Annotated in this window: 8 protein-coding genes; 3 read left to right on the top strand and 5 right to left on the bottom strand. The window is 46.7% G+C overall.

Annotated features, from left to right (window positions below):
- Positions 1-38 precede the first annotated feature (38 nt).
- Positions 39-1,472: a 6-phospho-beta-glucosidase gene (bglC, locus tag NX903_RS01400; RefSeq protein WP_086343440.1), complete on the top strand. Its 1,434-nt coding sequence runs from the start codon at positions 39-41 to the stop codon at positions 1,470-1,472.
- Positions 1,473-1,508: 36 nt separating this feature from the next.
- On the opposite strand, the gene nin is transcribed toward bglC, so the two are convergent.
- The 5 genes from nin to hxlA form a co-directional block, all read right to left on the bottom strand.
- A complete protein-coding gene (gene nin / locus NX903_RS01405; RefSeq protein ID WP_015252845.1) occupies positions 1,509-1,907 on the bottom strand; it encodes a DNA-entry nuclease inhibitor in 399 nt (132 codons plus the stop codon).
- 26 nt (positions 1,908-1,933) lie between these two features.
- On the bottom strand, positions 1,934-2,383 hold the full coding sequence (gene nucA, locus NX903_RS01410; protein ID WP_124060108.1) for a DNA-entry nuclease: 450 nt from the start codon (positions 2,381-2,383) through the stop codon (positions 1,934-1,936).
- Positions 2,384-2,550: 167 nt separating this feature from the next.
- A complete protein-coding gene (gene tlpC / locus NX903_RS01415) occupies positions 2,551-4,272 on the bottom strand; it encodes a methyl-accepting chemotaxis protein TlpC (protein ID WP_086343441.1) in 1,722 nt (573 codons plus the stop codon).
- A 111-nt stretch (positions 4,273-4,383) separates the two neighbouring features.
- Entirely contained in the window at positions 4,384-4,941 is a 558-nt protein-coding gene (gene hxlB / locus NX903_RS01420; protein ID WP_086343442.1) for a 6-phospho-3-hexuloisomerase, read from the bottom strand.
- A 5-nt stretch (positions 4,942-4,946) separates the two neighbouring features.
- A complete protein-coding gene (gene hxlA, locus NX903_RS01425) occupies positions 4,947-5,579 on the bottom strand; it encodes a 3-hexulose-6-phosphate synthase (RefSeq protein WP_003234604.1) in 633 nt (210 codons plus the stop codon).
- 232 nt (positions 5,580-5,811) lie between these two features.
- Between hxlA and hxlR the strand changes: the two genes are divergently transcribed.
- Positions 5,812-6,174, top strand: a complete 363-nt coding sequence (hxlR, locus tag NX903_RS01430; RefSeq protein WP_003246265.1) for a transcriptional activator HxlR — start codon at positions 5,812-5,814, stop codon at positions 6,172-6,174.
- 575 nt (positions 6,175-6,749) lie between these two features.
- Positions 6,750-17,513 carry a non-ribosomal peptide synthetase gene (gene srfAA, locus NX903_RS01435; RefSeq protein ID WP_217009432.1) on the top strand — a complete coding sequence of 3,588 codons (10,764 nt, stop codon included), beginning with the start codon at positions 6,750-6,752 and terminating at the stop codon, positions 17,511-17,513.
- The last annotated feature ends 12 nt before the right edge of the window (positions 17,514-17,525 follow it).

The raw sequence follows: 17,525 nt of genomic DNA on the forward strand, positions 1-17,525 counted from the left end.
ATGATAGGTTTATCAATAATTCAGGAGTGATAAAAACTATGATCCACCAGCATCCAGAATCTTTTCCGAAACATTTTTTGTGGGGCTCTGCTTCAGCAGCGTACCAGATTGAAGGCGCTTGGAATGAAGATGGCAAAGGCCCTTCTGTTTGGGATGTGTTTACGAAAATACCGGGCAAAACGTTTAAAGGAACCAATGGCGAGATTGCGGTTGACCATTATCACCGATTTAAAGAAGATGTCGCTCTGATGGCTGAGATGGGGTTAAAAGCATATCGATTTTCCGTCAGCTGGCCACGGGTTTTTCCAAAAGGAAAAGGAGAGATCAATGAAGCAGGTCTAGCGTTTTACGATAGTCTGATTGATGAATTGCTTTCTCATCACATCGAGCCGGTTCTGACTTTATATCACTGGGATTTGCCTCAAGCGCTTATGGACGAATACGGCGGGTTTGAATCCAGAAACATCATAGAGGATTTTAATCACTACTGTATTACTCTTTATAAACGTTTTGGAGACAGGGTGAAATATTGGGTTACGTTAAATGAACAGAACTACAATTTTAATCACGGATTTATTACAGCCATGCATCCGCCTGGAGTGAAAGACAGAAAACGATTTTACGAAGCAAATCATATTGCGTTTCTGGCTAATGCAAAAGCCATCGAATCATTTAGAGAATATGTGCCTGAAGGCAAAATAGGTCCTAGCTTTGCTTATTCTCCGGCTTACCCTTTATCAAGCCATCCAGAGGATATACTGGCATTTGAAAACGCCGAAGAATTTATGAACAATTGGTGGCTTGACATGTATTGCTGGGGAACCTACCCGCAAATTCCATTCCGCTACTTGGAAAAACAGGGATGGGCGCCGAAAATCGAAGCAGGAGATATGGAGCTGCTTGCCAAAGGGAAGCCTGATTTTATAGGTGTCAATTATTATCAGACGATCACCTATGAACGAAATCCGCTTGATGGTGTGTCTGAAGGGAAAATGAATACGACAGGCCAAAAGGGAACCAATCAGGAGACGGGGATACCCGGAGTGTTCAAAACGAAAAAAAATCCGCATCTGACAACGAGCAACTGGGATTGGACAATTGACCCAATTGGGCTGCGTATCGGTCTTCGCCGAATTACAAGCCGCTATCAGCTTCCAGTGTTTATAACAGAGAACGGTTTGGGTGAATTTGATAAAGTTGAGAACGGCACTGTACAGGATGATTATCGAATTGATTATTTGCGTTCGCATCTTGAGCAATGCAGACAAGCCATCAGTGACGGTGTCGATTTAATCGGCTATTGCAGCTGGTCGTTTACTGATCTGTTAAGCTGGCTGAACGGCTACCAAAAAAGATACGGATTTGTATATGTCAATCGTGATGAAGAAAGCACATACGATTTAAAACGCTTGAAGAAAAAAAGCTTTTATTGGTATCAAGATGTCATCAAGACAAACGGAGAAAGTATATAAAGAGTCCCTGAGAGTTATTCTCTCAGGGGTTTTTCATTACACAGAAACAGCATCAATAATATAAGTGTCGGCGTGCAAATCTGACATTTCAGCCGGCACAGTCCAGCATGTCAATTGATAGTCTCCTTTAGGCAGATCAAAGGACAGTCTTTTAGACATGATGCTTTCAATATGAATTCCGTTTTCTGTGACATGAAAAGGAACAGTCACTTTTGTTTCGTAGGAGTTTACTGTTTCTGAACTGTTCAGGCGCAAAAGAATAAAGGCCTTTGTATTTCGCTGTGCCTCAAAGGAAATGGCTCCGTCTGCCGCAGCATATCCTTTTTCAATCGCTTCGTCAGTCCAATCCATTACAGGAGGTGTAGAATCCTTTTGAAATACAGTAAATTGATGATATGAAATCGAAAGTTCTTGCGGCTTCCATGATTTGATCAATGTGCTGTTCCTCCTCTATGTACTGTTTACTGAATTGTGAATAAAACCTTTGTGCCGTCTGGGTAATCGGTAAGCTGATGCCCGACCCAAGAGCCTGCTCCGCGGTTGTCAGCGGGAGAAATGTATTCTACAGAAGCTCCCTCACCGCCTTCTTTGCACATGGCCATTGGCCATTCATCTCTGTCATACCCCTTTTTGGAAGGTACGTCCTTTAATGATTGCTCGCGGCGTTCCTCAGCTCCGTCTCTGTCGATAGTGCACACCTCTGAGTGCCCCTCATTTATCGCATCCTTAATATGCTTGGCCGTTTCGGGATAACGGTCAGAAGGGAAGGAGATTGTTTCATCATATTCTTTCGTTTGAGACGTTTTTTGATCAGCTGAGAAAAAGTCTCCTTTTATCAGGCCGACAGCTGCAGCTGCTATGATGACGATGACGAGAAGTATTGTTTTTATGATGTCCGTCGTGATGTTCACCTCCCGCTTTTAAAACTGACACAAGAGTAATCCAGAAAGCATTTGGTGTAAAGGTTTAAATTTTATGTTTTACGCTCAGTTTATTGCAAAAATCGTAATTTTAGCAGGTCGAAATATTTGTTTTCAGCAAAATACGATTGCCAATTTACAATAATGATAGTAAGTCATCAGCCGTTTTCGGCTTGATTAATCATTTTAAATTGGCTTATGATACCGGTAAGCTCCTCAGCTAATTGAGAAAGTGTTTCAGAAGCTGCGGTAATCTCCTCCATTGCAGCAAATTGCTCCTCTGTTAATGCAGCCGCTTGCCGGGTATTTTTAGTAGATTCTTTAATGTCGGCCGTATTGGCTGCAAAGGAATCATTTATATGATGTGCACTGGCTGAAATGTTTGTTACAGATGCTGATAAATCACTAATCTCGGCGCTGATTTCACCTGTTGCAGCTGCAATTTCCTTAAATGCATCTCTGGTGCGCTGGATCATGGTGACCCCTTCTGCAGCTTCTGTTTTCACATGCTCAACAGATCTTGCAGACCGGTTCATATCATTTTGTATTTCTATGATCAGTTTTGAAATCTGCCCCGCAGACTGTTGAGACTCTTCCGCTAATTTACGTACTTCATCAGCAACAACAGCAAAGCCTTTTCCTTGTTCACCGGCTCTGGCAGCTTCAATTGCTGCATTCAGCGCAAGCAGGTTTGTCTGATCGGCAATTTGGGTGATGACCGATAAAATTTGCTCAATTTGTTTAGAGCGGCCGTCTAACTGGTGTATGATTTCTCCGCTTTTCTGAATTGACTGGTGAATCGCATCCATTTGCGCCTGTACATTTGCAATTTCCTTTTGCCCAATGTCTGCTTTTGATTGCGCGAGCTGCCCTTTGTCAGCGATAGCGGCAGTATTTGCAGAAATATCCCGGATGTCTGCTGAAGCTTGTTTTAATGAGCTTTCACTGTTTTCAATTCGGGTGATCTGATCTTGGGCTCCATTTGCAATCTGCTGTACAGCTTCTGTGATCTTTTCTGAAGCTTGATTTGTTTCCTCTGCTCCGGCTGAGAGCTGCTGAGAGGCTGACGCAAGCTGAAGGGCTGATTGTTGTACGGTTTGTATGGTATCGTTCAGCTTCATTCTCATCTTATTATAATAGACGCTTAGTTCTGATAGCTCGTCACCGGTTTTGTCTGACACCTCTATTGTCATATCTCCGTTTCCGGCACTTTCAAAGGCGCTTTTTAAAGCGTTCAGCCGCTTGTTGATTTTTCTGGTGAAAACCAAGACAAGGATGACTGATACCATAATGACGATAACAAGAACGATAGCGAATTGAGTGAAAAGTGATTGTGTAAGTGATGTTAAAATACTTTGATTAGCTCCGGTATACAGCATGCCGATGATGTTCCCATTTTGATCTTTTAACGGCATGTATGCAGTCTGATAAGAAGAACCTGCTACATCTGCTTGTCCGTAAAAACGCTTTCCTTTCTTTAAAACAGCGGCAATAACTTCAGAAGAAGCCTGGGTGCCGACAGCTCTTTCGCCATTCTTCATGACATTGGTTGCAACACGAGTATCGCCTTGGAAAATGGTAATGGTATCACCTGTTTTTTCGCCAAGCAGATCAACAATATCTTCATTTCCATTGATTTGTGTTTGCCCTTTATAGAGCTTATTGTTTTTCACCTGCCAGTCGCCTGACATGACATCATCAATATAAGTGCTGCTTAAAGCGAGATCACCTTTCGCTTTTTCAGTTGCCATTTGTTTCATGCTTTCTGTAATTTCCTTAAGCATCACAGTGCCAACTGATGCCGAAAACAAAAGAATCACCACGAAAACGAGGCAAAGAATTTTAGTTCCTAGCTTCATCTCAAGTCGTTTTATCAACATAATTCCTCCCTTTATGATTTGTAGGTCATATTACTTATCGGGTTTTTGGGTTTAAAGTTTTATTTTAGAAAAAATAAAACCGGCCTGATCTTCAGGCCGGTTTGTGTGATGCTATTCAAGGTTTGCGTGGTGAGTGAACATAGTTTCAGAATCGAGTCCTTTTTTCTCCATGAGTTTTAAAATCACTGCATCATAGAATAGCAGCAAAGTTTGTTCAAATAATGATCCCATTGGCTGAATGGTTTTATAGCTTCCGTTTGACTGGTCTTTAGGAGAACCAGGCATTCTGATGATGAGGTCCGCTTGTTTTCCGATGCTTGATTCCGGATTGATGGTTAAAGCGGCAACAATTCCGTGTAAGCTTTTTGCTTTTGCTGCGGTATGAATCAAGCTTTTTGTCTCGCCTGATCCTGAGCCGATAATAACTAGATCTCCTTTGGCGAGCGGCGGAGTGAGAATCTCACCTACAATATGGGCGTTGAAGCCCATGTGCATCAGTCTCATCGCGAAGGATTTTGCCATCAGGCCAGACCGCCCCGCACCCGCGGTGAAAATTTGGTGGGATGAAAGAATGTGATCGGCAAGCTGGTCAGCTTCTTCATTAGAAATATAAGCTACTGAATTGTGTAACTCATTGAGAATTTCCGCTACGTATTCAGTCGTTTTCATAGGAGTTATCCTTGGACAATCAGCTGCTTCATTTTTGAAGCTGTTTCAGCCTTATCAGCTGCGCTTGTAATTCCGCCCCCAACAATGACAAGGTCAGGGTTTTGCTTGATCACTTCTGGCAGTGTATCAAGTTTGATGCCGCCCGCGATTGCGGTTTTTGCGTTTTTTACGGTATTTTTGATTGTCGTTAATTCTTCGAAAGAGTTTTTGCCCTCTGCTTGAAGATCATAGCCAGTGTGGACGCAGATGTAGTCAACGCCTAGTGCGTCAATTTCTTTCGCACGGGATTCGATATCTTTCACGTTAATCATGTCCACTAAGATTTTCTTCTTTTGTTTTTTGGCTTCTTCTACTGCGCCTTTAATCGTTGCATCGTCTGTAGCCCCTAAAACGGTGATGATGTCAGCGCCTGCTTCCGACGCTTTCATAATTTCGTAGCCTCCGGCATCCATGATTTTCAGGTCTGCAAGAACCTTCAATTGAGGAAATGCTTCTTTTATTTCTTTAACGGCTCTTAGGCCTTCATTAATGACGACCGGTGTTCCGATTTCAACTACGTCGATGTATTGTTCTACCTCTTTGACGAGCTCAATGGCTTCCGGGATGTTGACGAGGTCTAATGCAAGCTGTAATTCCATTGTTGATCCACTCCCTTTTTCGAATTATTTTTCATTCTATAGGTTCTCTTATTTGATGAGAAGTAGGCACTTTGAAGTCAACAAGTTACTTGGAGGATACTGTGAGGAGAGACAATCAGATTTCTTTCGCTTGATTTTATGAGTGAGTATAATGAAAAAAGAGTCTGCAAAAAAAGTAAGTAAGTGATGATACGTATCTAACATACAAAAAGGTTACTAAGGGGGGATTCTATTGAGCCGGATGGACGACAAAAGGTTTAATTGTGAGAAGGAATTAACGCTTGCAGTGATTGGCGGTAAATGGAAGATGCTCATTTTATGGCATTTAGGAAAAGAAGGCACAAAGCGGTTCAATGAATTAAAAACATTGATTCCTGATATTACGCAGAAGATCCTCGTGAATCAGCTGAGAGAGCTTGAGCAGGATATGATTGTTCACAGGGAAGTGTATCCGGTTGTCCCGCCGAAGGTTGAGTATTCTCTGACCCCGCATGGAGAAAGCCTCATGCCTATTCTTGAAGCGATGTATGAGTGGGGGAAAGGCTATATGGAATTGATTGATATCGACAAAAATGTCATGAAAGAATCGTTGTAAGACGCTCTTCGCAAGGGTGTCTTTTTTTTGCCTTTTTTTCGGTTTTTGCGCGGTACACATAGTCATGTAAAGATTGTAAATTGCATTCAGCAATAAAAAAAGATTGAACGCAGCAGTTTGGTTTAAAAATTTTTATTTTTCTGTAAATAATGTTTAGTGGAAATGATTGCGGCATCCCGCAAAAATATCCCTGTAAATAAACTGGAATCTTTCGGCATCCCGCATGAAACTTTTCACCCATTTTTCGGTGATAAAAACATTTTTTTCATTTAAAGTGAACGGTAGTAAGATAAAAAATATTGAAAACAATGAATAAATAGACAAAATTGTTTCCTATTAGGATAGGGGATCTTGCGGTCTTTATCCACTTATGTTAAACGCCGCAATGCTGACTGGCGGCTGCCCGTTTTAATAGCGGCAATCTGTTTTTTTGTTTGGAAGCTCTGCTTTTTAAGTGTAGTACTTTGGGCTATTTCGGCTGTTAGTTCATAAGAATTAAAAGCTGATATGGATAAGAAAGAGAAAATGCGTTGCACATGTTCACTGCTTATAAAGATTAGGGGAGGTATGACAATATGGAAATAACTTTTTACCCTTTAACGGATGCACAAAAACGAATTTGGTATACAGAAAAATTTTATCCTCACACGAGCATTTCAAATCTTGCGGGGATTGGTAAGCTGGTTTCAGCTGATGCGATTGATTATGTACTTGTTGAGCAGGCGATTCAAGAGTTTATTCGCAGAAATGAAGCCATGCGCCTTCGGTTGCGGCTAGATGAAAACGGGGAGCCTGTTCAATATATTAGCGAGTATCGGCCTGTTGATATAAAACATACTGACACTACTGAAGATCCGAATGCGATAGAGTTTATTTCACAATGGAGCCGGGAGGAAACGAAGAAACCGTTGCCGCTGTACGATTGTGATTTGTTCCGTTTTTCCTTGTTCACCATAAAGGAAAATGAAGTGTGGTTTTACGCAAATGTTCATCACGTGATTTCTGATGGTATCTCCATGAATATTCTCGGGAATGCGATCATGCACATTTATTTAGAATTAGCCAGCGGCTCAGAGACAAAAGAAGGAATCTCGCATTCATTTATCGATCATGTTTTATCTGAACAGGACTATGCTCAATCGAAGCGGTTTGAAAAGGACAAGGCGTTTTGGAACAAACAATTTGAATCGGTGCCTGAACTTGTTTCCCTGAAACGGAATGCTTCCGCAGGAGGAAGTTTAGATGCTGAGAGGTTCTCTAAAGATGTGCCTGAAGCGCTTCATCAGCAGATTCTGTCATTTTGTGAGGCGAATAAAGTCAGTGTTCTTTCGGTATTTCAATCGTTGCTCGCCGCCTATTTGTACAGGGTCAGCGGCCAGAATGATGTTGTGACGGGAACCTTTATGGGCAACCGGACAAATGCGAAAGAGAAGCAGATGCTTGGCATGTTTGTTTCTACGGTTCCGCTTCGGACAAACATTGACGGCGGGCAGGCGTTTTTAGAATTTGTCAAAGACCGGATGAAGGATCTCATGAAGACACTCCGCCACCAAAAGTACCCGTATAATCTCCTGATCAACGATTTGCGTGAAACAAAGAGCTCTCTGACCAAGCTGTTTACTGTTTCTCTTGAATATCAGGTGATGCAGTGGCAGAAAGAAGAGGATCTTGCCTTTTTGACTGAGCCGATTTTCAGCGGCAGCGGATTAAATGATGTCTCGATCCATGTGAAGGATCGATGGGATACTGGGAAACTCACCATAGATTTTGATTACCGCACTGATTTATTTTCACGTGAAGAAATCAACATTATTTGTGAGCGCATGATTACAATGCTGGAGAACGCGTTAACGCATCCAGAACATACAATTGATGAATTAACGATGATTTCTGATGCGGAGAAAGAAAAGCTGCTTGCGAGGGCCGGCGGTAAATCTGTGAGCTACCGTAAGGACATGACGATCCCGGAACTGTTCCAAGAAAAGGCTGAGCAGCTTTCAGATCATCCGGCGGTTGTATTTGAAGATCGTACATTGTCCTATCGAACGTTACATGAACAATCGGCACGCATCGCCAATGTGCTGAAACAGAAAGGGGTTGGCCCGGACAGTCCTGTCGCGGTTTTGATTGAACGCTCTGAACGGATGATTACAGCTATCATGGGGATTTTAAAAGCCGGCGGAGCCTATGTGCCGATTGATCCGGGTTTTCCTGCTGAGCGCATTCAATATATTTTGGAGGACTGCGGGGCGGACTTCATCCTGACTGAATCGAAGGTTGCGGCGCCTGAAGCCGATGCTGAGCTGATTGACTTAGATCAGGCAATTGCAGAAGGTGCAGAAGAAAGCCTGAATGCAGATGTGAACGCACGGAACCTTGCCTACATTATTTACACATCGGGAACAACCGGACGTCCGAAAGGCGTTATGATCGAGCATCGCCAAGTTCATCATTTGGTTGAATCTCTGCAGCAGACGATTTATCAAAGCGGCAGCCAAACCCTGCGGATGGCATTGCTTGCGCCGTTCCACTTCGATGCGTCAGTGAAGCAGATCTTCGCGTCGCTTCTTTTGGGACAAACCCTTTATATCGTACCGAAGAAAACAGTGACGAACGGGGCCGCCCTTGCTGCATATTATCGGAGAAACAGCATTGAGGCGACGGATGGAACACCGGCTCATTTGCAAATGCTGGTAGCAGCGGGCGATTTTGAAGGCCTAACACTGAAACACATGCTGATCGGAGGAGAAGGCCTGTCATCTGTTGTTGCGGACAAGCTGCTGAAGCTGTTTAAAGAAGCCGGCACAGCGCCGCGTTTGACCAATGTGTACGGACCGACTGAAACATGCGTTGACGCGTCTGTTCATCCGGTTATCCCTGAGAATGCAGTTCAATCAGCGTATGTGCCGATCGGGAAAGCGCTGGGGAATAACCGCTTATATATTTTGGATCAAAAAGGCCGGCTGCAGCCTGAAGGCGTGGCGGGCGAGCTTTATATCGCGGGAGACGGTGTGGGCCGAGGCTATTTACATTTGCCTGAATTAACGGAAGAGAAGTTTTTACAAGATCCATTCGTGCCGGGCGATCGCATGTACCGGACCGGGGATGTGGTACGCTGGCTTCCAGATGGAACAATCGAATATTTAGGCAGAGAGGATGACCAGGTCAAAGTCCGCGGATACCGGATTGAGCTTGGGGAAATTGAAGCCGTGATTCAGCAGGCGCCAGACGTTGCAAAAGCCGTTGTTTTGGCACGCCCTGACGAACAGGGAAATCTTGAGGTTTGCGCATATGTTGTGCAGAAGCCTGAAAGCGAATTTGCGCCAGCCGGCTTGAGGGCGCATGCGGCCAGACAGCTTCCTGACTATATGGTGCCGGCTTACTTTACAGAAGTGACAGAAATTCCGCTTACGCCAAGCGGCAAAGTCGACCGCCGCAAGCTGTTTGCACTAGAGGTGAAGGCTGTCAGCGGCACTGCCTTTACAGCGCCGCGAAATGAGACTGAAAAAGCAATCGCAGCCATTTGGCAGGACGTACTGAACGTTGAGAAGGCGGGGATCTTTGACAATTTCTTTGAAACTGGCGGGCATTCATTGAAAGCCATGACCCTTTTAACAAAGATTCATAAGGAAACAGGCGTCGAGATTCCGCTTCAATATTTGTTTGAGCATCCGACGATTGCGGCTCTTGCAGAGGAGGCTGATCACAGAGAAAGCCGGGCGTTTTCGGTGATTGAACCTGCTGAAAAACAGGAGCATTACCCGCTTTCCCTGGCACAGCAGCGAACATATATCGTCAGCCAGTTCGAGGATGCGGGAGTCGGCTACAACATGCCGGCAGCAGCAATTCTGGAAGGGCCTTTAGATATTCAAAAGCTGGAGCGCGCATTTCAGGGATTAATCCGACGCCACGAGTCATTGAGAACATCATTTGTTCTTGAAAACAGCACGCCGAGACAGAACATTCACGATAGCGTTGATTTCAACATCGAAATGATTGAAAGAGGCGGCCGCTCAGATGAGGCAATTATGGCTTCATTCGTTCGGAAATTTGATTTGGCGAAAGCTCCGCTATTCAGAATCGGTTTGCTGGGGCTTGAAGAGAACCGTCATATGCTGCTGTTTGACATGCACCATTTGATTTCTGATGGTGTATCCATTGGCATTATGCTGGAGGAGTTAGCACGCATTTATAAAGGCGAACAGCTTCCTGAACTTCGTCTCCAGTATAAGGACTACGCTGTATGGCAAAGCAGACAGGCTGCTGAAGGGTACAAGAAGGACCAGGCTTATTGGAAGGAAGTCTTTGCAGGCGAGCTCCCGGTGCTTCAGCTTCTGTCCGATTACCCAAGACCGCCTGTTCAAAGCTTTGAAGGGGATCGGGTGTCAATCAAGCTGGATGCGGGGGTAAAGGATCGCCTCAATCGTTTGGCTGAACAAAACGGCGCCACTTTATATATGGTGATGCTGTCCGCTTACTATACGCTTTTGTCAAAGTATACGGGGCAGGATGACATCATTGTCGGGACACCGTCAGCGGGCAGAAATCACTCCGATACAGAGGGCATTATCGGGATGTTCGTCAATACGCTTGCGATTCGCAGTGAGGTGAAGCAGGATGAGACGTTTACCCAATTGATCTCGCGTGTCCGCAAACGGGTGCTGAATGCCTTTTCTCATCAGGACTATCCGTTTGAGTGGCTTGTTGAAGATTTGAACATCCCGCGTGATGTTAGCAGGCATCCGCTGTTTGACACGATGTTCAGCCTTCAAAACGCGACAGAGGGCATTCCGGCTGTCGGCGATCTGTCCTTGTCTGTTCATGAGACCAATTTCAAGATTGCCAAATTTGATTTGACGGTGCAGGCGAGAGAAACCGATGAAGGCATTGAGCTTGATTTGGATTATAGCACGAAGCTGTTTAAACAAAGCACGGCAAACAGGCTGCTTACGCATTTTGCGCGTTTGCTTGAAGATGCTGCGGCTGATCCGGAGAAGCCGATTTCTGAGTATAAGCTTCTTTCTGAAGAGGAGGCTGCTTCGCAAATTCAGCAGTTTAACCCGGGCAGAACACCTTATCCGAAAGACAAAACAATTGTTCAGCTGTTTGAGGAGCAAGCGGCGAAAACGCCAGATCACCCGGCGCTTCAATATGAAGGCGAATCACTCACTTATCGTGAGCTGAATGAACGGGCCAATCGTTTAGCCCGCGGCATTCTTTCTCTTGGGGCTGGCGAAGGCAGGACAGCGGCTGTCTTATGCGAGCGGTCAATGGATATGATTGTGTCGATCTTGGCAGTATTAAAATCAGGTTCGGCTTATGTTCCGATTGATCCGGAACATCCGATTCAGCGGATGCAGCATTTCTTCCGTGACAGCGGAGCAAAGGTGCTTCTCACTCAGAGGAAATTAAAGGCTTTAGCGGAAGAAGCGGAATTTAAGGGCGTTATCGTGCTAGCCGATGAGGAAGAGAGCTATCATGCCGATGCGCGAAATCTCGCACTGCCTCTTGATTCTGAAGCAATGGCCAACCTGACGTATACCTCTGGAACGACTGGAACACCTAAGGGGAATATCGTGACACATGCCAATATTCTCCGCACGGTGAAGGAAACGAATTATCTCAGCATTACAGAACAGGATACGATTCTCGGTCTTTCCAATTACGTGTTTGACGCGTTTATGTTCGATATGTTCGGATCTTTGTTAAACGGAGCCAAGCTGGTGCTGATACCGAAGGAAACCGTTTTGGACATGGCTCGTCTGTCCCGCGTCATTGAACGGGAGAACATCAGCATTCTCATGATTACAACCGCTTTGTTCCACTTGCTTGTGGACTTGAATCCGGCGTGCTTGTCAACGCTTCGCAAGATTATGTTTGGCGGGGAACGGGCTTCGGTTGAGCATGTCAGAAAAGCTTTGCAAACGGTTGGAAAGGGCAAGCTCCTTCACATGTATGGACCGTCTGAAAGCACGGTTTTCGCGACGTATCATCCGGTTGATGAATTGGAGGAGCACACGCTGTCTGTTCCGATTGGAAAACCGGTCAGCAATACGGAAGTATACATTCTTGCCCGTACGGGACACGTGCAGCCTGCCGGAATTGCCGGAGAGCTTTGCGTCAGCGGCGAAGGACTCGTGAAAGGCTATTACAACCGTCCAGAACTGACTGAGGAGAAATTTGTTCCCCATCCGTTTACATCCGGCGAACGCATGTATAAAACGGGAGACCTTGCGAGATGGCTGCCGAATGGCGACATCGAATTTATCGGGCGAATCGACCATCAGGTGAAGATTCGCGGACAGCGCATCGAGCTTGGAGAAATCGAACATCAGCTGCAAACCCATGATCGTGTTCAGGAGAGTGTTGTGCTTGCCGTTGATCAAGGAGCGGGAGATAAACTGCTTTGCGCTTACTATGTCGGAGCGGGAGACATCTCATCACAAGAGATGAGAGAGCATGCTGCGAAGGACTTGCCGGCATATATGGTTCCTGCGGTGTTTATCCAAATGGACGAGCTGCCGCTGACAGGGAACGGAAAAATTGACCGGAGAGCGCTGCCGATTCCTGATGCCAACGTTTCAAGAGGTGTTTCATATGTTGCGCCACGCAATGAAACGGAACAAAAAGTCGCAGACATTTGGGCACAGGTGCTTCAGGCTGAACAAGTCGGCGTTTATGACCACTTCTTTGACATTGGCGGACATTCATTAGCAGGCATGAAGATGCTTGCCTTGGTTCATCAGGAACTGGGCGTTGAGCTGTCACTCAAGGATCTCTTCCAGTCACCGACGGTTGAGGGCTTGGCACAGGTGATTGCCTCCGCTGAAAAAGGGACAGCCGCAAGTATCAGCCCGGCAGAGAAACAAGATACGTATCCTGTTTCTTCACCGCAAAAACGGATGTACGTGCTTCAGCAGCTTGAAGATGCGCAAACGAGCTATAACATGCCGGCGGTTCTGCGCCTGACAGGTGAGCTTGATGTTGAAAGGCTTAACAGCGTCATGCAGCAGTTAATGCAGCGTCATGAAGCCTTGAGAACCACGTTTGAAATAAAAGATGGAGAAACGGTGCAGCGGATCTGGGAAGAGGCTGAGTGTGAGATAGCCTATTTCGAAGCCACGGAAGAAGAGACAGAGCGGATCGTTTCTGAGTTTATTAAGCCTTTCAAAATCGACCAACTTCCACTGTTCAGAATAGGGCTTATCAAGCATTCAGACACTGAGCATGTGCTGCTGTTCGATATGCATCATATTATTTCTGACGGTGCATCTGTCGGTGTGCTGATTGAGGAGCTTTCAAAGCTGTACGACGGAGAAACCCTTGAGCCGCTCCGTATTCAATATAAGGATTATGCCGTGTGGCAGCAGCAGTTCATTCAGTCTGAGCTTTACAAGAAGCAAGAAGAGCATTGGCTGAAGGAGCTGGACGGAGAGCTGCCGGTGCTGACGCTTCCGACTGATTACAGTCGGCCTGCCGTTCAAACATTTGAGGGAGACCGCATTGCATTTTCATTAGAAGCAGGCAAAGCTGATGCTCTGCGCAGGCTTGCAAAAGAAACGGATTCCACGCTTTACATGGTGCTTCTGGCTTCATACAGTGCATTTTTATCAAAACTTAGCGGGCAAGACGATATCATCGTCGGTTCACCTGTGGCCGGACGATCTCAAGCGGACGTCAGCCGCGTCATCGGAATGTTCGTCAATACATTGGCGCTGCGCACGTATCCGAAGGGTGAAAAGACGTTTGCCAACTATCTTAACGAAGTGAAAGAAACGGCACTCAGCGCTTTTGATGCGCAGGATTACCCACTTGAGGATTTGATCGGAAATGTTCAGGTTCAGCGTGACACAAGCAGAAACCCGTTATTCGATGCAGTTTTTTCAATGCAAAATGCGAATATAAAGGATTTAACAATGAAGGGGATTCAGCTTGAGCCGCATCCGTTTGAACGGAAAACAGCCAAGTTTGACCTCACGCTGACGGCTGACGAAACCGACGGAGGGCTTACATTCGTACTCGAATACAATACAGCTCTGTTTAAGCAGGAAACGATTGAACGATGGAAGCAATATTGGATGGAGCTTTTAGATGCAGTTACTGGGAACCCGAACCAGCCGCTTTCCAGCCTGTCACTGGTCACCGAGACAGAAAAGCAAGCGCTTCTTGAGGCATGGAAGGGCAAGGCGCTGCCTGTGCCGACAGACAAAACAGTTCATCAGCTATTCGAAGAGACTGTCCAGCGCCACAAAGACCGCCCGGCTGTCACATACAACGGCCAGTCTTGGACGTACGGCGAGCTGAATGCGAAGGCAAACCGTCTCGCGCGGATTCTGATGGACTGCGGCATCAGCCCGGATGACCGCGTCGGCATTCTCACGAAGCCGTCGCTTGAAATGTCCGCCGCGGTGCTCGGCGTCTTGAAAGCCGGAGCGGCGTTTGTGCCGATTGATCCTGACTACCCGGATCAGCGGATTGAGTATATTTTACAGGACAGCGGCGCGAAGCTTCTCTTGAAACAGGAAGGCATTTCAGTGCCGGACAGCTTTACGGGAGATGTCATTCTTCTCGACGGAAGCCGCACGATTCTAAGCCTGCCGCTTGATGAAAACGACGAGGGAAATCCAGAAACCGCTGTAACCGCGGAGAACTTGGCGTACATGATTTACACGTCTGGAACGACCGGACAGCCGAAGGGTGTCATGGTCGAGCACCATGCGCTTGTGAACCTGTGCTTCTGGCACCACGACGCGTTCAGCATGACAGCGGAGGACCGCAGTGCGAAGTACGCGGGCTTTGGGTTCGACGCTTCCATTTGGGAGATGTTCCCGACTTGGGCGATCGGCGCTGAGCTTCACGTCATTGATGAAGCGATCCGCCTCGATATCGTCCGCCTGAACGATTATTTTGAAACGAACGGCGTAACGATCACGTTCCTGCCGACACAGCTTGCGGAACAGTTCATGGAGCTTGAGAACACATCACTTCGCGTCCTCTTGACCGGAGGAGACAAGCTGAAGCGCGCAGTGAAAAAGCCGTACACACTCGTCAACAACTACGGGCCGACAGAAAATACGGTCGTTGCCACAAGCGCAGAAATCCATCCGGAGGAAGGCTCGCTTTCCATCGGAAGGGCCATTGCCAATACGAGAGTATACATTCTCGGCGAGGGCAATCAGGTGCAGCCGGAAGGCGTAGCCGGAGAGCTTTGCGTGGCGGGGCGCGGACTGGCACGAGGCTATCTGAATCGAGAAGACGAAACCGCGAAGCGGTTTGTCGCTGATCCGTTTGTGCCGGGTGAGCGCATGTACCGCACCGGCGATTTGGTGAAGTGGACAGGCGGCGGCATCGAATACATCGGCCGGATCGACCAGCAGGTCAAGGTCCGCGGCTACCGGATCGAGCTCTCAGAAATTGAAGTCCAGCTCGCACAGCTTTCTGAGGTGCAGGATGCGGCGGTGACAGCTGTCAAAGATAAAGGAGGCAACACAGCGATCGCGGCGTATGTCACACCGGAAACAGCTAACATAGAAGCACTGAAATCAGCACTGAAGGAAACCCTGCCGGATTACATGATCCCGGCGTTCTGGGTGACGCTGGACGAGCTTCCGGTTACGGCAAACGGCAAAGTGGACCGCAAAGCCTTGCCTGAGCCGGACATCGAGGCGGGAAGCGGAGAATACAAAGCGCCGACGACCGACATGGAAGAGCTGCTTGCCGGCATCTGGCAGGACGTGCTTGGAATGTCTGAAGTCGGTGTCACCGACAATTTCTTCTCGCTTGGCGGAGATTCCATCAAAGGAATTCAAATGGCGAGCCGCTTGAACCAGCACGGCTGGAAGCTGGAAATGAAAGATCTCTTCCAGCACCCGACGATCGAAGAGCTTACCCAATATGTAGAGCGTGCCGAAGGCAAACAGGCAGACCAAGGTCCGGTGGAGGGCGAAGTCATCCTGACGCCGATCCAGCGCTGGTTCTTTGAAAAGAACTTCACGAACAAGCACCACTGGAACCAATCGGTGATGCTTCACGCCAAGAAGGGCTTTGATCCTGAACGGGTGGAGAAAACATTGCAGGCGCTGATCGAGCATCATGACGCGCTCCGTATGGTCTACCGTGAAGGACTGGAAGACGTCATTCAATACAACAAAGGTCTTGAAGCTGCTTCAGCTCAATTGGAGGTCATTCAGATTGAGGGCCAAGCTGCAGATTACGAAGACCGTATAGAGAGAGAAGCGGAGCGTTTGCAAAGCAGCATCGACTTGCAGGAAGGCGGTTTGTTAAAAGCAGGCTTGTTCCAAGCGGAAGACGGAGATCACTTGCTTCTTGCCATTCACCACTTAGTGGTTGACGGCGTGTCGTGGCGGATTTTACTGGAGGATTTCGCCGCGGTATACACACAGCTTGAGCAAGGCAATGAACCGGTTCTCCCGCAGAAAACACATTCATTTGCAGAGTATGCAGAGAGATTGCAAGACTTCGCGAACTCCAAAGCCTTTTTGAAAGAAAAAGAGTATTGGAGACAGCTTGAAGAACAAGCTGTTGCGGCAAAGCTTCCGAAAGACCGCGAATCTGGTGATCAGCGAATGAAACATACAAAGACAATTGAATTCTCGCTGACTGCTGAAGAGACAGAACAGCTCACCACAAAGGTGCATGAGGCATATCACACAGAAATGAATGATATTTTGCTGACGGCATTCGGATTGGCAATGAAGGAGTGGACGGGTCAAGATCGAGTAAGTGTTCATTTAGAGGGGCATGGACGTGAAGAAATCATAGAAGACCTGACCATTTCCCGCACAGTCGGCTGGTTTACAAGTATGTACCCCATGGTGCTCGATATGAAGCATGCGGATGATCTGGGCTACCAGCTGAAGCAAATGAAAGAAGATATCAGACATGTGCCGAATAAGGGAGTCGGATACGGCATTCTGCGCTATCTGACGGCACCGGAACATAAAGAAGATGTGGCGTTCTCGATTCAGCCGGATGTCAGCTTCAACTATTTAGGTCAGTTTGACGAAATGTCGGATGCAGGTTTGTTTACGAGATCAGAGCTGCCGTCAGGACAGTCATTAAGCCCTGAAACAGAAAAACCGAATGCGCTGGATGTTGTCGGATATATCGAAAACGGAAAACTGACGATGTCACTGGCCTATCATTCTCTTGAATTTCATGAAAAAACAGTACAAACATTCAGTGACAGCTTTAAAGCGCATCTTCTCAGAATCATTGAACATTGCCTATCTCAAGACGGTACGGAACTGACCCCGAGTGATCTTGGTGACGACGATTTGACGCTGGATGAGCTGGATAAATTAATGGAAATTTTCTAATAGAGGTGGCAT

The sequence above is a fragment of the Bacillus sp. FSL R5-0576 genome, assembly GCF_038004765.1.
Taxonomy (GTDB): Bacteria; Bacillota; Bacilli; order Bacillales; family Bacillaceae; genus Bacillus; species Bacillus subtilis.

Bases quoted from the DNA above. Each gene is read 5' to 3' on its own strand.
- bglC (WP_086343440.1), top strand. From the start codon at position 39: ATGATCCACCAGCATCCAGAATCTTTTCCGAAACATTTTTTGTGGGGC.
- tlpC (WP_086343441.1), bottom strand. From the start codon at position 4,272: ATGTTGATAAAACGACTTGAGATGAAGCTAGGAACTAAAATTCTTTGC.
- srfAA (WP_217009432.1), top strand. From the start codon at position 6,750: ATGGAAATAACTTTTTACCCTTTAACGGATGCACAAAAACGAATTTGG.
- hxlB (WP_086343442.1), bottom strand. From the start codon at position 4,941: ATGAAAACGACTGAATACGTAGCGGAAATTCTCAATGAGTTACACAAT.
- hxlA (WP_003234604.1), bottom strand. From the start codon at position 5,579: ATGGAATTACAGCTTGCATTAGACCTCGTCAACATCCCGGAAGCCATT.